Here is a 17,174-nt window from a genome sequence, read left to right on the forward strand (position 1 = left end):
GGCTAGACCCAGAGCGTACTAGCCTTCGTCTTCCGCTTCTGCGGGATCGACGAACGTCTCGAAGTGATGAGTTAGCTCCTCGATGACCGGTTCGCGATCGGAAATCCCCGCAACTTCGTACGCAAAGAAGTTATCGGTGGTTTGCGTCAGCACGTCCACGCCTTCGCGCAGGATTGGAAGGTCCTCGTGCGTGTAATACGTGACAGAGGCGAGTACCTCGGCGGCCCACCTTGCCCGGCGATACATCGCGAGCCCGACCGCCGCAGACGCAGAGTAGAGTGGTCTGGTCGTCTCCTCGAGCAGCGGATGCGCTGCGCTTTCGAGATCGTTCGCATTGCAAATGTCGCGTACCGCGTTTCCAATTGCGTAGCGGATGCTGATGCTCTCCTCCACGTCCGCGCTCACGACGCCGCGGGAGCAGAACTCGACCCAGACGTCCCACGTCTGAATGTCGGTGTCGTCCTTCGTGAGTGAATCAAGAATCTCGTAACGACCCTCGCCCGATGAGTAGCGTTCCAACCACTTGACCAAGTCATCACCAAACTCGTCGCTAGGGCGCTGGAGGTACTCGGGGTGAAAGGCTTCGAGGTTTGCGAGATCCAACTTCTCGAGGGCGTCCAGCAGCTTGCTCAGGTGGTGCGAGTACTTCCTAACGGGCGCGAATGTCCCAGTAGAGGCGAAGCCGTGACACGCGAGCGCCAGCTTGCAGAGCCGTTCGAGTCCGCTGGTGTACATGTAGAGGCCGACGTTGAGCGGGTAGACCTCGTCGTATCCCAACGGGTCAGGTCGGTTGCCGTTCATCGGCAGCTCGCAGACCCGGGCAATCCCGGAGCGGACCAGCTCAGTCGCGAACTGGGTTTCCGTGACGAGGTTGTGCCATCGGCTGGTCATTGCAGGGGCTCGACTTCGACTGCGACAGCCGTGGGAGGGGCCTTTCGGAGGATGTTCTCAAGCTCGGCCTTCACGTCTGTGTCAAGGTCTGGAACAGCCATGATCCCTTCCAGGTCTACGGTGTCAAGTTCTTCGTTCGAGACGAAAGTCAAGAACGATCCGTATTTCGCGAGCAGATCGAGTGCGACGCCGCGGGTAAATCCAACCTCCTGGAGGTTGATGACCTTCGCGTCGCTCGAGCCGTACTCGACCAGCTTCGCGACGTTCACTCCCGCCTTCTCAGATCCAAGTGCTTGGACGGCCAGGTCGTAGTAGTTCTCCAGGTAGCTGATGATCTTGAACCGTAAGCCGGTCTCGAGATCACGCATGGTCTCCTCGATGATTCGATTGACCTGCTTCGCATCGCCGGCCTTGAACGGCTCGGTGATCAGGTACGGCGAGACGGCATAGTCGCGATAGGTGACGATGCCTTGCTTAGCGTGGTAACGAATCGCTCGACTAATGACGAGAACAAGCGGATCCCCCTTCACCCAGTAGGACATCAGTGTCGCCCAGTAGCGAAGCCGAACCGAGTAGCCAGGCTCCTCCTTCGGGACGAGTGGGTCCTTACCGCCCGACTCCTCGACGATCCAGTTGTACGCGCGCCCGAGACGAAGCAGCATCGCTTCGAACAGCTCGAAGCTCAGCTCTGAAACGTCGGCTGGAATCAGCGGACCGGCCACGCCGCTCGTCAGCTCGCCCCAAACCGCGCTCTGGTACTTCGGCTGGATTCCAGGCGACCGACGGAGCACTTCTTCCGAACCGGTGAAACCGCTCACCGCCTTGTCCAACAGCTTCACCGCATCGGGCACCTTCGCGAGGAAGAGAGAACGCAGAGGTGTCTGCTGGTTGCCGAGGACGTGGAGGAGCAGGATCGATGTGTACTGCTCGACGGTTCGCTTCGCGTCGTTCGATGGCGTGCCAGGCAATTTCTCGCCTCGCAGCACATGACCGATGTCTGTGAAGTCCTTTCTGGTCTTCCCGGGATTGACCAGGAAGCTCTCGGCCACGATCGGCTCGCCGCGAGGTATCAATTCCTGACGCGTCTCGCTCCAGCCGCCAGGTTCATGACGAACGCAAATGACGTTGCCGGAGAAGTCGTACGTCAACCGGCCCGCTCGCCCGGCAAGGTTCTCGAAGTCGATCTTGCCGAAGCCGGACGGTCCGTGCGTGTCGTTGAGAACGAAGATGTTCTTGGCTGGCAGGTTCACGCCTTCCAGTAGCGTGGACGTACAGACGACGTACCGCAGCGGTGACTCCGGATCGGAGAAGCACTGCTCGACCTTCTCTCTCACCTCCTGTGGCATCTTGCCGTGGTGAAATGCCACTCCGCGGCTGAGTGTGTCCGCCAAGAAGTAGTCCTTGTGAATGTGCTCTTTCACGAACTTGATGAGCGCGTCAATCTTGGGATCGGAAATCTTCGGCAAAACCTTCGCGAGCTCCATCGCGAAATCGGCGGACTTAGCCGAGCTATTGATGTAGATGATCGACTTCCGGGCTCCGCTGAGCGAAGTCACAAGCTCGATTGCCGTCGTTGCGGCCGGCGCAGCCTTGAGCTGTCCATCGGTACCAGAGGCTCCGGACAGATAGAACTGCTTGCGGTCCACGAGGTCGACAAAGTACCGCTGCTGAGCAACCGTGCGTTCACGGACCGCAAGTGCACCGTTTGATGCCTTGCCGAAGAGTTCGAGGAATAGCTGCGGGTTCTCGATACTCGGCGATGCGAACACGAGCTTGGTCGCGAACCGACGAATCGTCTCAACGATGGCGTGATAGTAGATCGACGAACGAGCATCCTTCTTGGCGATCACCTTCTGCGCCTCGTCCACGATCAGGTAGTCAATGTCCCGCACGGGATTCGAGAGGTATCGAAGCAAGCGCTCCGGCGTCAGTACGAAAATCGTCCGCGGATAGGTCTTTCGGAGAAACAGCGGAAGCGACGGGAACGTAGCGACGTTGACCTTGGGCACATCTCGCAGCAACTCTCGGAGATCGGCGGCTGTCTGCCCGATCAGAGCTTTCGTTGGCACAAGCACGACGACGCAGTGCTGATCGAGGTCGGATCGACCGACGATGTCGTAGATCGCGTCCTTCAAGATGAAGGACTTTCCGAGCGATGTCGGCCCCGAAAAGCTGAAGAAGTCTTCTCCCCGCATGCGCTCAGCAATCTCGAATTGGGTGTCCGTCAGCGTCGCGGTACCCCGCTTCGTGGCTTGGGTGACCTCCTTGGCGGCACGAAGCACGCCTCGAGACACTGGCAGTGAGTAGGTGGCATCGGTCATATTCGACAGCGTCCGCAGACCGGGGAAATTGCCAAGCTCAATTAGTACGGCCGTCGCGACTGCAGTGACACGACCACTGCCACGCTCCGAGAGCCCAACGAGCTCGTCGTACTCCCGCAGCAGCGCAATCAGGTTGTAGGCGGACTCACGGTGCAGGGGAAGCGTTGAGTGGGACATGATGTCCGCGTAGCGGAGAAGCCGATCGACCAAGTCGTCGTCGATCACGGCGGAGGAAGTTGCTCCCGTCAAGAAAGCCTCAGAAGAGGCGGTCTCGACGGCGAATAGGTCGTTTGCGAAATCCTCGCGCGCGACGATCATGTCGCTGAGGACGTCAGCTGCGATGCGGCCGGCCACCTACTTCGACGCTCCGTGATTCCCGAGCTGAGCGGCAAGCTCCATACGGATCTGCGTAATCCCGTGCACCTTGTCGCCAGTCCCACGCTTCGCGAACGGAACGGCGTAAAGGTGAATCGGGTAGATGCCGAGGCCGCGGTCGATGATCTCCTGCTTGATCAGATCGTGCTGCGCGGTGATGGCCTCGGTCGCACGCTTCTGGAGCTCGGCCTCGATCTCGTCCAACTCCATGTCTTCATTTTTCATGTCTGAGACGTCAATCTCGTAGCCGACGAAGATACCGAAGGCGTTGTGCTTCTTGATCGCGTCGTCTCCCCCGCCCCTCGATGGGAGCAAGATAGCTGCGAGGGCGGCGAGCTTGGCCTCGTCTAGCTCCTCCTTGAGGAGCTCGGACTGCACGAGCCAGGTATCGAAGTCGAAGCCTTCGTCGTGGACCTTGCCAACCGACTTGAAGGCGGCCTTGATGCCGCGCTTCGCGCTTGTGCCCACTCCCCCTGAGTCGCCGTACATCTTCGACTCGCCGAAGATGAGCTGGTAGGAGGAGTCCTCGGCGCGCAGGAGGTGCACTCCGTCAGACCCGTAAACGTAGTGATCACTGTTCGTCTTCAACTCCATCTTCGAGAGCACCTTCGGCGCCCCAAGATGGCCCTCCAGGAGTGAGTACAGAATCACTTCGCCGCCCTCACCAGCCTTCTCGTCGGGAATCCGGAACTGCGATCGCACCTTTTCGGCCACCTCCATGAGACGACCAGGATCCTCCAGCGCCTTCTTATAGTTCAGACGCGAAAGTACGTATGCGACGCTATTGTTCTTCAGCTCGCGGTACAGCCCAGCGAGATCGAAGTTCCCGTTCTGGACCCGGAGGACGTGCACGTGAAGATTCGTCTTTTTCTGAAGAGCGACGCTGACCGTGTCGTAGAAGAGTGCGTTGAATTTGTCTCGGTTCGAAGCGAGAAGAGAAAGTGGCAACACCGGCTCAGGTGTGATCGTCATACGGAACCCCCAGTTCACTCCAACGTGGAGTAGAACCCAGGATGGCCTGGATCTCAGAGATTCGCGTCGTGGCTCGGCGGTGGGCCTTCATTTGCGCCTCATTATGAAGAACTTTCCGTGGCGTCAAGAGTAAGCGTCATCATCCACGGCTCGAATAGGCGCCTACCTGACTGATGTTCTACCGCTGACGTAGCCACCCTCAGCCAGCAAGCACACGTTGGCGGGGCGTGATTCGGAGTCGCGCCTCGATATGGTCGAAGGTAGCCCGGTCGACGCGAGACTGTCCCCAGCGACTTCGTGCCAAGTATGGACAGGTACCTTCGCAACTTCACATGATGCGCTCAGACCTACTCGTCTACCCGTTCCGTTTAGCCCAGCCCGAAGAATCTCTCGAAGAGCGTGCCGAGCTTCTCGAGGACGCGCTGCTTCTTCTCGCTATGGCTAGCGTCCGATGAGAATCGCGCCACCGGCGGCAACACCTTCGTCATTGCAGCGCCCGTGGTCTTCACTTCACCGTCTCGGAAGGCCGTCTCGACGAAGACGCGCGTCTCGTCGGGCCGGAGATCCTCTTGCTCGATAATCGCGTTGACCTCCGCGGCGCGGCGGGCAGTGACGTAAGCCGCCCATTGCTCGTCGATATCGGTCGTTGAGCTGGGCAACTACTTCCAGCTGCGCTCGCGTGCCATCGGTGATCCGCACGCTCAGCGGGCGAATCTGCCCGAGAGCCGTTGCCGGCACCTCGGAAGGTTCTTCGTTCTCACTCATCGTGAGCCTCCTCATTGGAAGCGGTGGATGATCCCTGGGTGGGATCCTCTACACCGCAGCCCAACGAGGATTGGATGGGTGATTATGATCGACCGGTTCGAAAAGTCAAGGGACGTTGTTCGTTCTACAACGCTTCACCCCGGTGATGAAACGTTCAGTCTTGCCGATCTTTGGGAAAAAATGCTGCTTGGTTCCAGAGCGACGAACTTACCCCGATACAGATGAGGACGCAGCGTGAGATTCGCGCGCTAACCAAGCAACTACGGATGATCGAGGCAGTGATCGCGGCGCCTCAACTCTCCGCACCGGACGTACACGGCTCTCTGCAGACAGGAACCAACTTCGGTCAGCGGAAGCTTGCCTAGGCGAACCGCACGTGGACACCACGGCTGACTCTCGCTGAACAACGCGACTAGTCCTCCTGGCTCCTGTGCCGAGTGGACAGTGGATAGCCATCAGGCCAGGCGCGCGCGCTCTTCAGGGACGTCGATCGGGTTGATGGCCGATGGGGCGAAGCAACACCCAGTCCGGTTCCTCGGTCGCCTCGGGCATGGCACGTGCGCATACCTGCCACTCGCGCCCCTCAACCTCGGCAACAATCGATGAGGGGGTTCCAAGTGCGAGCAACTCCCCCAGAGTCTTTGTTGGCCGCACACTTGGGTCATCGGAAACGTTGCCGGGATAGAGAACTGTGCCCAGCGGCTGATCAACACGGTCGACGACGAGGTGCAAGGTCCCAGTGACGGTATCAAGCAACGCGTCCGTGATCGCGCCCCACTCGCTGGACCCCCATCCCACCGCCACCGGGCTATTGGGAGTTGACCCCACCAACTCCACAAGGTGCTGCAACAGCTCACGTGTCGCGGCCTTGACCTCATCAGCTACGAAGTTGACGACGCAGTCGTATCCTTCGTACGTCTGAATACGTGCTCGATCGACGCCAAGCGCCACTAGCCGATTGGCGACGCCTTGAGCGTCCGGATTGACAACCACCACGTCCAGCGCAGCGCCGGCCATCGTGGTGACGAGGAGTCGTGCTAGCGCAGTGTCCGTGAGTGGCAGGGAGTACCCCATGAGCACAACCCGATCGGCCTCGTGTAGTCCATCGCGGGCCTGACTCCAGGTGAATCGAGTCTTCGGATTATCGAAGTAGGAATCCTTCGTTGAGGTCGGCGGAACCAGGAAGACTTCGCGACCGCCAATCGTGGCGCGGTGGGCCGTTACGCCGCGTCCCTCGGCGGTCGGGATGCGCCCGAGCGTCGCTCCGGTCCGGTCCCCCGGGACACCAAACCAGTCGATTGAGCCGTGCAACTTGTAGAGCCTGAATGTGCCGCGATCTTCGAAGTACGGACCGGATCCAAACATCAGTCCTCTGCCGTTGGGGAAACCCGTCACAGTGTCGGCCGAATTCACCGTGCTATCCCCGTCGAAGCGCGGGCTCTTGTCCAGCGTCGTCTCGATGATGGTGTCGTAATTGAGTGTGATGACCTCGCTCTGCGCCCAGTGCAAGAGGTCAACGAACTCACCCAACCATTGCGGGAATCCCGCAGTATCTGCCGCGACTTGACTCGCCGCGACCTCAATTGCGATCGCCTCGGTCAACTCGGCAAAACGAGCGCGGTCCTGAAGGTGTTCCGCTTCACTCAGGAACGGTTGCCGTTCAGCGAGCCACGTCATCCAGCTTTCGAATGTGATGCCGTCGGCCTGGAACTGCGGAAGGTCGTTGAGTCCCAGACGAAGTGCCGCTCGCTGGCCAAGCTCGTCCGTGATGGGCATCTCGCGCGACGCGGCACGGGAAAACCCGGCGCCTAACACATAGGCGGTCTTTGGCGACGTGGGCGCGACGATCTGGTGAACCATGCCCACCATCATGGCGCTCAACGGCGGAGTTAGCATCCCGCGTTCGGTTGGGTTTGAACTCTCTATCTGACGAGTGACGCCTTCCTCCTTTGCCTGGAGCATGCTCCTGTTTCTCAACGATCAACAGGTCGCGTAGCAGCGACGCAAGCCACAGCAGCAACTAGCCTCGTACTCGCGGACCCATTGTCCGGAATCCCGCCCACCCCACGAACCCGAGATGACTTTCCAATGCCTCTGACTTTCGCTTCCATCCTGAAGGACGCCGGGATCGACCCTGCTGAAGCCATGGTCCTTCGTCACTCCTACGTGCGACTCCACGAGGAGAGCGGGCTACCGGGCATCAACGTCAACTCGACAGATGCGGCCATCCTCGAGTACACAAGCATTCAAGGCGCGAAGGCGACGACTGCGTTCCCAGCAGTCCCACCCAGCTACTGGTTCGTGTTCATCGGCGAGGGCCGCGACCGGGCTCGTCTCTGGGCAGTACTCGAGAACCGCGGCGAGATCGCTAACAACGGGGTGCTTCGGACTTTCGATACCGTGGTGTCCCACCACCTGCTGGATCTGCGGAAGCGACTCGTCATCGGGTGGAGGTCTCCCCGCGCCTGGCGGATCAACGCGTCGACGGCCGCCGACTACCCGGTCATCGAGATCGCCGACTCGAAGCCCATTGAGTTCCCTGGGTTTGACGAACTCATCTTGGATTATGCGGCCCTCCAGGCTGTGATGACCGAGCCCCGCTACGCCACGTGGCAGGTGGCGCTGTCTTCCGTGATCGGGGTCTACCTGATCACGGACACCAGTGATGGGCGTCAGTACGTTGGCAAGGCCGACGGGCTCGAGAACATCTTCCAGCGGTGGAGCTCCTATGCCGCCAACGGGCACGGCGGCAATGTCGAGCTGAAACGAGTCGACGCCGCTCATTTCCAGTTTTCGCTTCTCCGCGTGTTCGACCCGGCGACTCCGACAAGGAAGATCGACCAGGCGGAAAGACACTTCAAGGCCGCCCTCGACACTCGCCGTCATGGGCTGAACCGAAACTAGCCGGCCGACAACCCTCTGGGCATTGGCGATGCTCATCCCTGTCTGCGGCTCGTGTCAGGCTTCAGTCTGGAGGCACAAACATGGGTAAAGGGCTATCCGCAGCGACAATGCTGGCGGTTTCGATGCAATCACAACCGGGCGTCTACAGCGTCCTTCTTGGGTCCGGCGTATCGACGGGCGCGGGTATGCCCACTGGTTGGGGCGTGGTGCGCGATCTCGTCCGCCAGGTAGCCGTCGCGGAGGCACCGGACGACGCCGAGTCACACCAGCTCGCTGAAAAAGACCCTGAAGCATGGTGGGCAGTTCATGGGCAAGGCGATCTGGGGTACGCATCGCTCCTCGAGCAACTGGCACCGACAGCGGCTGCTCGCCAGGGACTGCTCTCGTCCTACTTCGAGCCGAGTGACGATGACCGCGCCCAGGGAATCAAGACCCCGAGCAAGGCGCACCTGGCACTCGCTGGGCTGGTAAAGCGTGGGCTGGTGCGCGTCATCATCACGACGAACTTTGACCGCCTCATGGAACAGGCGCTCGAATCGGTCGGGGTATCACCACAGGTGATCAGTCGACCCGAAGCGGTCAACGGCATGGCACCGTTGGCACACGCACCGGCGACGATCATCAAGCTGCACGGCGACTACAAGGATCTCGGCACACGTAATACGCCGACGGAGCTCGAGACCTACCCGAAAGAGTGGAACGTGCTCCTGCAGCAGGTGTTCAGCGACTACGGGCTGCTGATCAGTGGCTGGTCGGCAGACTGGGATACCGCACTGGTCTCGGCGCTCGAATCAGGCGCGCGACGGTACCCGCTCTATTGGGATCTGCGCAGTAGCCGCGGCACGACGGCGACCCGGGTTCTCAGAAATCGCAGCGGCAATGTGATCGAGGCGGCGGGTGCCGACGAGGTTTTCACGGAACTCGCGGCAAGTGTCGAGGCTCTCCAGAAGCTGAGCGAACCACCCCTGACGACTGCGATGGCTGTGGCACGCCTCAAGCGCGCACTGCCCGACCCGACGCGTCGTATCGAACTCCACGACCTTCTCATGACGATCGCAGGTCACACTGCGGAGGCGATTGGCGCCCAGCTCACCAGCACAACACAGAATTTTGAGGGCGCCGCCTACCAGGCAATCTATGAGGAATACCTTGCGGCCTCCGCGCCGCTCTTGCCACTCATCATCGCTGGCACTTGGCATGACCCGGACGGCACTCATGACCAACTGTGGATCGATGTCCTGCAGCGACTGGTGGACGCTGGAACCGCCCCCATTAGCTCAGGCGCCCGGCTCCTGCTCGCTGCCCGGCTCATCCCCGCGCGCCTCGCGCTCACCGCGATCGGAGTCGTTGCTGCCGCGAGGGGAAGAGAGTCACTACTTCTTCGGGCAGCCGCAACAGTAGAGGGCCGAACCCAGATGGGGCATGGTGACGCGTTTCCCGCCGCACAGCTCCTCCACCCCTACCGGGTGTTTGAGAAAGACTGGGTCAACGCCATGCCGCGCTGGAAGGGAACGAAATGGCTGTATCCCATGAGCCATCTCCTCGTGACCGACCTCCGCGTCTTCTTTGACGAGTTCATCCGACTCGATGCCGACTTCGTCATCGCTTTTCACGGCAGCGAATACCGGCTCGGACTCATCCAGGCGAAGGAGCAAGCGGACGGACAGGGCTATCAGCCGGAGGACGGGGAGTACGTCGGCGAGCGCGGCTGGTCATGGGAGGGTGAGCGACTGCCATTTGCAGAGATCGCGTTCCGCCGCGATGCGACGCGGCGCAACTGGCCCTGGGTTCCGTTCTTCGGTGGAACTGACGAGTACGAAGCGGCCCTCCAGACTCACCGCGAGCTGCTCCGAAACTACGCACGGAGTTGACCACTTCTCAACGTCGGCAGGCCGACGAACAGTCTCACAGTAATTTACACACCAGTTGAATCCTTGCCAACGTCACGCTGAAGCTCCATAGTCATCCTCGAAATGAAGGACCAACTATTCCTCCCTGCCGATTCAGACCATCTCTTCAACGGCACACTCGATGCCGCGCGCCGAAACCTGATGACAGCCCTCTTCACACGGTTGGCTGTCCATGGATCGGACGATTGCGTCAGGATCGAGTCAGCACGAAACAATGCGAACAATAGCCTGCGCAACAGTCTCGCTCATGAACAACAGGTGTCCCCGTAATTGAAAACTCCCCGCACAAGTGCGAGGAGTTTCCCTTTAACCGAATCAAGAACTGGTTCTCTTGAACTTCGGTTTAACATCTATGTCTGGCTGGGGTACCTGGACTCGAACCAAGAACAACTGAACCAGAATCAGTCGTGTTGCCAATTACACCATACCCCACTGTCAGAACCGAAGCCCCGACCGAAGAACAACACTAGCCTACGGAGGCGGCCGTCTCAAATCGAAGCGTCCCGGGCGCGTCGCGGGTCCCTCAGCTAGGGATGCCCGCGAGGTCCCGGTTGAGTGCCCTGGACACGCGAGCGCCGTTCCCGGCCGCGACGATGAGCTGCTGCGGGCCGGGAGGCGTGATGTCCCCGGCGGCGTACACGCCCGGCACGGACGTGCGACCCCAGGCGTCGACCACGACGTACCCGTCGGTGTCGCGATCGAGTGAGAGCTGTTCCAGATATCCGAGGGGCGCGGCCCACTGCGGCCGCACGAACCCCCCGGAGCGTGGGATGAGCGCACCGTCGGCGAGGCGGACACCCGTGAAGCCGTCGCGACCGCCGTCGAGCTCCGCGATCGCTCCGCGCTCGACCCGGATGCCCGCGGAAGCGAGCGCGGCTTCCTCGGGGCCGGTGACGGTGTCGGTACCGTTCGTGAAGACGATGAGGTCCGACGACCACTGTGCGATGAGGATCGCCCATTCCGCCAGGTCCGTCGTCTCGCCGATGAGCGCGAGCGGTGCGTCGGCCTTCTCGTACCCGTCGCACTCGACGCAGCTGTGCAGATCCGTTCCGTAGAAGGCCCTCAGGTTCGTGACCTTCGGCAGCGTCTCCGTGAGACCGCTCGCGACGACGACCGTCCGGGTCACGACGTCGCGATCAGGCTCCCCGCGGACCCCCTGTGCGACGACGTGGAAGCCGTCAGCAGTCGCCTCGATCGACTGCACGGACGCGAACTGGACCTCTGCGTTCGCGTACGCCGCGACCTCCTCGCGCCCCATTCGCCGGAGATCCAGCGGAGCGATGCCGTCGCGGGTGAGGAACCCATGCGAGCGCAGCGTCGCAGCATGCCGTGGGCGATTGCCGTCGAGCACGAGGATGCGCCGACGCGCGCGCGCCAGGTTCAGCGCGGCCGAGAGTCCCGCGGGTCCCGCGCCGACCACGACGACGTCGTACGAGTCGCTCATGACCCGAGGTGCGCGGAGAGCCGCTCGAGTCGCGTGATCGATTCCGTCTTCCCGAGGATCTCGAGCGACTCGAAGAGCGGCGGGGAGATCCGACGCCCGGAAGCGGCGACGCGGAGCGGGCCGTAGGCGATACGGGGCTTCAGACCGAGGCCTTCTATGAGCGCACCGGCGAGCGCGTCCTGGATCGATCCGGCCGTCCACTCCGACTCGGGGACGAGCTCGAGCGCGCCGATAGACGCGGCGAGCACCTCGCCGGCGTTCGCCGGAAGACCCTTGAGCGCGTCGTCCTGGTACTCGAGCTCCGCTGCACCGCGGAACAGGAAGCCGAGGAGTGCGGGGACCTCGCCGAGCAGCGCGATGCGCTCCTGGACGAGCGGAGCGGCCTGCTCGAGCACGGCCCGCTGCGCTTCGGTGACGGGCTCGCTCACCACGCCGGCCTCGACGAGATACGGCGTGATGCGGCCGAGGAAGTCGGCCGGCTCCAGCAGTCGGATGTGGTCGCCGTTGATGGACTCCGCCTTCTTGAGGTCGAAGCGCGCCGGGTTCGGGTTGACGTCGACGACGTCGAACGCGGCGATCATCTCGTCGATCGAGAAGACGTCGCGGTCGCCGCTCAGCGACCATCCGAGCAGCGCGAGGTAGTTGATGAGCCCCTCCGGCACGAAGCCGCGGTCGCGGTGGTGGAAGAGGTTCGCCTCCGGGTCGCGCTTGGAGAGCTTCTTGTTGCCTTCGCCCATGACGTACGGCAGGTGACCGAACCGTGGGACGAAGGTCGTGAGGCCGATGTCGATGAGCGCGTGGTACAGCGCGATCTGCCGCGGTGTCGACGGCAGCAGGTCCTCGCCGCGGAGGACGTGGGTGATCTGCATGATGGCGTCGTCGACGGGGTTCACGAGCGTGTAGAGCGGCTTGCCGTTCGGGCGCACGAGGACGAAGTCCGTGAACGACCCGGCCGGGAAGGTGATCTCACCGCGCACGAGGTCGTCGAAGCTGAGGTCGTCGTCCGGGACCCGCAGACGGAGTGCCGGCTCGCGGCCCTCGGCTCGGAACGCGGCGCGCTGCTCGTCGGTGAGGTCGCGGTCGAAGTTGTCGTACCCGAACTGCTTCGGCCGGCCGGCCGCCTCGTTGCGGGCGTCGATCTCGTCGGCGTTCGAGAAGCTCTCGTAGAGGTGCCCGGCAGCCGTCAGCCGTGCGATCACGTCGGCGTAGATGTCGCTCCGCTCGGACTGCCGGTACGGCGTGTGGGGTCCGCCGACGCCGACGCCCTCGTCCCAGTCGAGCCGCAGCCACGTGAGCGCGTCGACGAGCTGCTCGTAGCTCTCCTCGCTGTCGCGAGCGGCATCGGTGTCCTCGATACGGAAGACGAGCTTGCCCCCCGTGTGCCGGGCGTACGCCCAGTTGAACAGCGCCGTGCGGACGAGACCGACGTGGGGCGTGCCGGTCGGCGACGGGCAGAACCGGACGCGGACGTCGGTGCCGGAAGCCGTGGAGAAGGGGTGCGTAATCGTGTCAGACATCGCCTGTCATCTTAGTCGCGCCGCCCACGGACGCGGCGATCCGCAGGAGTGCAGCGACGGCGGGGATACGGTCCGCGTGCTCGGCGCTGACGAGGTGGAGCGCCCGGTCGTCGTCGTTGCGCGTCGGCAGCACGACCACCTCGGTCGGCAGCTGTGCGGCCGCGAGCGCGAGGGTGGGTAGCAGGGCGACGCCGAGCCCGGCCGCCACCAGGGCGGTGACCGCGATCGCATTGTCGGTCTCGTGCGCGATGACGGGCTCGAAGCCGCTCGACCTGCAGAGACCGAGGAGATGACCTCGGCAACGCGGACAACCCGCGATCCAACGCTCACCGGCGAGGGCCGCGAGGTCGACCTGCCGATCACCGGCTCGAGCGTGGCCGACCGGGAGCACGAGGCGCATCGGGTCGGTGCCGAACCGGCGCACGCGGAGTCCGGCCGCGCTCTCCCGATGCGGGTCGTCCGGATCGCCCGGGTAGCTGAAGGTGATCGCGACGTCGGCTTCACCGGCACGGACCGCGGCGACGGCCTCCGGCGGTTCGGCCTCGACGAAGGAGACCCCGATCCCCGGATGCTCGTCGGCCAGGCGAGCGAGGAGCTGCGGCACGAGCATCGACGACGCCGAAGGGAAGGCGACGAGGCGCACCCGCCCACTCCGCAGCCCCGCGAGTGCCGCGACCTCCTCGGACGCCGCGCGCACCGCTCGGTCCACCGCAACCGCGTGTCCGGCGAGGATCGCACCGGCCTCGGTGAGGCGGACGCCCCGACCGACGCGCTCGACGACCGGCATGCCGAGCCGACGCTCGAGCCGGCGGAGATGCTGGCTCACCGCCGGTTGACTCGAGCCGAGCGCGTGCGCGGCGGCCGTGATCGACCCGGTCGAGGCGATGGCGCCGACGACGAGGAGGGAACCGGCGTCGAGGGCCGATGACGAGGGCTGCGGTGAGAGGGTGGACACCCTCGAAGCATAATCCCTCATTATGGTTCTCATCGAGAGCCGGTCCTTGTCGTATGGATACCCGGCGAAGAGACTGGATGCATGAGCACCCTCAGCCGCCAGGAAGCCAGCGGATCCTTCCCATCCGCACCCGGCTACCTGGCCGCCTGCACGCTGGGACTGCCGACGATCGGCACGACGGACGCCATCATGGCCGACCTCTCCGCCTGGCAGGCGGCTCGAACCGATGCAGCCGCCTACGGCACCGTCGTCGAGCGGGTGCGCGGCTCCTTCGCCGAGCTGGTCCACGTACCGGTCCGCTCGGTGGCGATCGGATCCCAGACCTCCGCCATGGTCGCCATGGTCGCGGCGTCCGTGCCGGACGGCGCCGAGGTCCTGTGCGTCGAGGGCGACTTCAGCTCGCTCGTCGCCCCGTTCCTCATGCAGGCGCACCGCGGTGTCCGTGTCCACCACGCGCCGCTCACCGAACTCGCCGCCCATATCGACGCCTCGACCTGGCTCGTCGCCTACTCCGCAGTGCAGTCCGCGACCGGCGCGGTCGCCGACGTGGTCGCGATCCGGGAGGCGGCGGCCGTCCACGGCGCGCTGACGCTCAACGACCTCACCCAGGCGGCCGGGTGGCTCCCCGTCGACGCCTCGGCCGACGACATCACCGTGTGCCACGCCTACAAGTGGCTCTGCGCGCCACGAGGCGTGGCGTTCATGACGGTGCGCGACGAGGTGATGGACCGCCTCCGCCCGAGCCAGGCCGGTTGGTACTCGGGTGACGACGTCTGGTCGTCCTGTTACGGCCCGTCGTTGCATCTCGCCGAGAGCGCACGACGGTTCGACGTCTCCCCCGCCTGGCAGGCCTGGGTCGGCGCCGAGCCCGCCATCGCCCTCTTCGCGGCGGTCGACGCCGTCGCCGTGTACGAGCACGACACCCGGCTCGCCGCGGCGCTCCGGGCGGGCATCGGCGAGAGCCGGTCGCTCCTCACCGGGACGGCCTCGGCCATCGTGACGTGGACGGATCCCGATGGACACGACCTCCGAGCGCTGCAGTCGGCCGGGATCACGGCATCGGGTCGCGCCGGCCGGGCGAGGGTCGCGTTCCACCTCTGGAACACCGACGACGACGTCGCAGCTGCGCTGACCGCTCTCGGCCGGCGCAGCTGACGCGGGTCAGGGTCGGCGGCCGGTGTTCCGGAGGATGCCGATGCCCGAGACCTCGACCTCGACGACCTGGCCGTCGGTGAAGGGTCCGACGCCGGCCGGCGTCCCGGTCAGGATGACGTCGCCCGGGAGGAGCGTCCAGACGGCGGACGCGTACTCGACGATCGCGCCGATGGAGTGCACCATGTCGGAGAGCGGGGCGTACTGGCGGACCTCACCGTCGACGCGGGTCTCGATCGTCGCGCCGTCGAAGGAGAACTCCGTCTCGATGTAGGGGCCGAGCGGGCAGAACGTGTCGAAGCCCTTCGCGCGGGCCCACTGGCCGTCGGACTCCTGGAGGTCGCGGGCCGTGACGTCGTTCGCGATCGTGTAGCCGAAGATGACCTCGTCGGCACGCTCCGCGCTGACGTTCTTGGCGACGCCGCCGATCACGATGGCGAGCTCACCCTCGAAGTCGATGCGCTCGGACTGCTTCGGGAAGACGACGGCGTCCCCCGGCCCGACCACGGAGGTGTTGGGCTTCAGGAAGAGCAGCGGCTCGGTGGGAGCCTCCCCGCCCATCTCGGCGGCGTGGTCGCGGTAGTTCTTGCCGACGGCGACGACCTTGGAGCGAGGGATGACCGGCGCGAGCAGGACCGCATCCGCGAGCGGGACGCGCTCCCCCGTCGGTTCGAAGCCCGAGTAGAGCGGATCGCCGTCGAGGACGACGAGATCCGCATCGTCGATGATGCCGTAGCGGATGGCCTGATCGTGACTGAAGCGAGCGATTTTCACCAGGCCAGCCTATCCCGAGGTGCGGCGGCGACACGGAAGCCCCGCACGAGGTGCGGGGCTTCCCAGGTTGCTCGGAGGCTACTCGGCGTCGAGACGCGTCATCCACCCGTGACGGTCGGGCAGGCGGCCGTACTGGATGTCGGTCAGTTCCTGACGCAGCGACATCGTCAGTTCGCCCGCCGGAGCGTCGGCGTCGCCCACGGTGAAGTCCTTGGCCTTCAGCTGCGCGATCGGCGTGACGACCGCAGCCGTGCCGCAGGCGAACACCTCGACGATGTCGCCGCTCTCGACGCCTTCGCGCCACTCGTCGATCGTGACCCGGCGGCGCTCCACCCGGTGTCCGCGGTCCTCCGCGAGCTGCAGGATGCTATCGCGGGTGATGCCTTCGAGGATCGAGTCCGATTCCGGCGTGACGAGCGTGCCGTCGCGCTTGACGAGGACGACGTTCATCCCGCCGAGCTCTTCGATGTAGGTCGCCTCCTGTGCGTCCAGGAAGAGCACCTGGGCGCACCCGTGCTCGTACGCCTCGGCCTGCGGGAGCAGGGAGGACGCGTAGTTGCCGCCGGTCTTCGCCGCCCCGGTGCCGCCCTTGCCCGCACGGCTGTAGTCGGTGGACAGCCAGATGGACACGGGGGTGACGCCGCCGGTGAAGTAGGCGCCGGCCGGGCTGGCGATGACGTAGTAGTTGACCTTCTTCGCCGGGCGGACACCGAGGAAGGCCTCCTTGGCGAACATGAAGGGCCGCAGGTACAGGCTGGTCTCCGGTGCGGACGGCACCCAGGAGCCGTCGACGGCGATGAGCTGCTTGATCGACTCGACGAAGTACTCGACCGGGAGCTCCGGCAGCGCGAGACGCTTGGCCGAGCGCTGCAAGCGGCGGCCGTTGGCGTCGGGGCGGAACGACCAGATGGAGCCGTCGGCGTGACGGTACGCCTTCAGGCCCTCGAAGATCTCCTGGGCGTAGTGGAGGACGGCGGCAGCCGGGTCGAGCGAGATCGGACCGTAGGCCTGGACCCGTGGGCGGTGCCATCCACCGCGCTCGGACCAGCAGATGTCGACCATGTGGTCGGTGAAGTGCTGCCCGAAGCCCGGGTCGGCGAGGATCGCGTCGCGCTCTGCGGCGGGGACGGGCTGCTCGTTGGGGGTCACGGTGAAGGCGAGTTCGCGCTGCGCCATGGGGAGGTTGATCGTCAT

13 protein-coding genes and 1 tRNA gene are annotated in these 17,174 nt (G+C 64.1%); 3 read left to right on the forward strand and 11 right to left on the reverse strand.

Going from position 1 to position 17,174, the window contains the following annotated elements:
• Positions 1–18: 18 nt before the first annotated feature.
• From ACQG07_RS01645 to ACQG07_RS01665, 5 genes are all read right to left on the reverse strand, one after another.
• Positions 19–891, reverse strand: a complete 873-nt coding sequence (locus ACQG07_RS01645; protein ID WP_426736972.1) for a hypothetical protein — start codon at positions 889–891, stop codon at positions 19–21.
• Positions 888–3,566, reverse strand: a complete 2,679-nt coding sequence (locus tag ACQG07_RS01650) for a DEAD/DEAH box helicase (RefSeq protein WP_426736973.1) — start codon at positions 3,564–3,566, stop codon at positions 888–890. Before ACQG07_RS01650 ends, ACQG07_RS01645 begins: the two co-directional genes overlap by 4 nt.
• Positions 3,567–4,559 (reverse strand): HamA C-terminal domain-containing protein, encoded by a 993-nt coding sequence (locus tag ACQG07_RS01655; protein ID WP_426736974.1) that lies wholly within the window; start codon positions 4,557–4,559, stop codon positions 3,567–3,569.
• A 368-nt stretch (positions 4,560–4,927) separates the two neighbouring features.
• Entirely contained in the window at positions 4,928–5,218 is a 291-nt protein-coding gene (locus ACQG07_RS01660; RefSeq protein WP_426736975.1) for a type I restriction endonuclease subunit R, EcoR124 family, read from the reverse strand.
• Positions 5,219–5,801: 583 nt separating this feature from the next.
• A complete protein-coding gene (locus tag ACQG07_RS01665; RefSeq protein ID WP_426736976.1) occupies positions 5,802–7,286 on the reverse strand; it encodes a hypothetical protein in 1,485 nt (494 codons plus the stop codon).
• A gap of 126 nt (positions 7,287–7,412) precedes the next feature.
• On the opposite strand from ACQG07_RS01665, the gene ACQG07_RS01670 reads away from it, so the two are divergent.
• Positions 7,413–8,228 (forward strand): GIY-YIG nuclease family protein, encoded by an 816-nt coding sequence (locus ACQG07_RS01670; protein WP_426736977.1) that lies wholly within the window; start codon positions 7,413–7,415, stop codon positions 8,226–8,228.
• A 122-nt stretch (positions 8,229–8,350) separates the two neighbouring features.
• Positions 8,351–10,099, forward strand: coding sequence for an SIR2 family protein (locus tag ACQG07_RS01675; protein WP_426736978.1), 1,749 nt, complete (start codon positions 8,351–8,353; stop codon positions 10,097–10,099).
• 396 nt (positions 10,100–10,495) lie between these two features.
• Here the strand turns inward: ACQG07_RS01675 and ACQG07_RS01680 are convergent.
• The 4 genes from ACQG07_RS01680 to ACQG07_RS01695 form a co-directional block, all read right to left on the reverse strand.
• A tRNA-Gln gene (locus tag ACQG07_RS01680) sits at positions 10,496–10,570 on the reverse strand.
• Between the two features lie 91 nt (positions 10,571–10,661).
• Complete coding sequence (locus ACQG07_RS01685) at positions 10,662–11,582, reverse strand: NAD(P)/FAD-dependent oxidoreductase (RefSeq protein ID WP_426736979.1); 921 nt, start codon at positions 11,580–11,582, stop codon at positions 10,662–10,664.
• The gene (gene gltX / locus ACQG07_RS01690) at positions 11,579–13,099 is read right to left on the reverse strand and encodes a glutamate--tRNA ligase (protein WP_426736980.1); all 1,521 of its coding nucleotides are present in this window, start codon (positions 13,097–13,099) and stop codon (positions 11,579–11,581) included. Before gltX ends, ACQG07_RS01685 begins: the two co-directional genes overlap by 4 nt.
• On the reverse strand, positions 13,092–14,054 hold the full coding sequence (locus ACQG07_RS01695) for a LysR family transcriptional regulator (RefSeq protein WP_236555409.1): 963 nt from the start codon (positions 14,052–14,054) through the stop codon (positions 13,092–13,094). Before ACQG07_RS01695 ends, gltX begins: the two co-directional genes overlap by 8 nt.
• An 81-nt stretch (positions 14,055–14,135) precedes the next feature.
• On the opposite strand from ACQG07_RS01695, the gene ACQG07_RS01700 reads away from it, so the two are divergent.
• A complete protein-coding gene (locus tag ACQG07_RS01700) occupies positions 14,136–15,209 on the forward strand; it encodes an aminotransferase class V-fold PLP-dependent enzyme (protein WP_426736981.1) in 1,074 nt (357 codons plus the stop codon).
• Between the two features lie 6 nt (positions 15,210–15,215).
• Here the strand turns inward: ACQG07_RS01700 and ACQG07_RS01705 are convergent, their stop codons facing one another.
• Both ACQG07_RS01705 and ACQG07_RS01710 read right to left on the reverse strand, forming a co-directional pair.
• Positions 15,216–15,980 carry a fumarylacetoacetate hydrolase family protein gene (locus ACQG07_RS01705; RefSeq protein WP_426736982.1) on the reverse strand — a complete coding sequence of 255 codons (765 nt, stop codon included), beginning with the start codon at positions 15,978–15,980 and terminating at the stop codon, positions 15,216–15,218.
• A gap of 78 nt (positions 15,981–16,058) precedes the next feature.
• A complete protein-coding gene (locus ACQG07_RS01710) occupies positions 16,059–17,174 on the reverse strand; it encodes a branched-chain amino acid aminotransferase (protein WP_085510591.1) in 1,116 nt (371 codons plus the stop codon).

This window comes from Plantibacter sp. 2H11-2 (assembly GCF_050031945.1).
Lineage (GTDB): Bacteria > Actinomycetota > Actinomycetes > Actinomycetales > Microbacteriaceae > Plantibacter > Plantibacter auratus.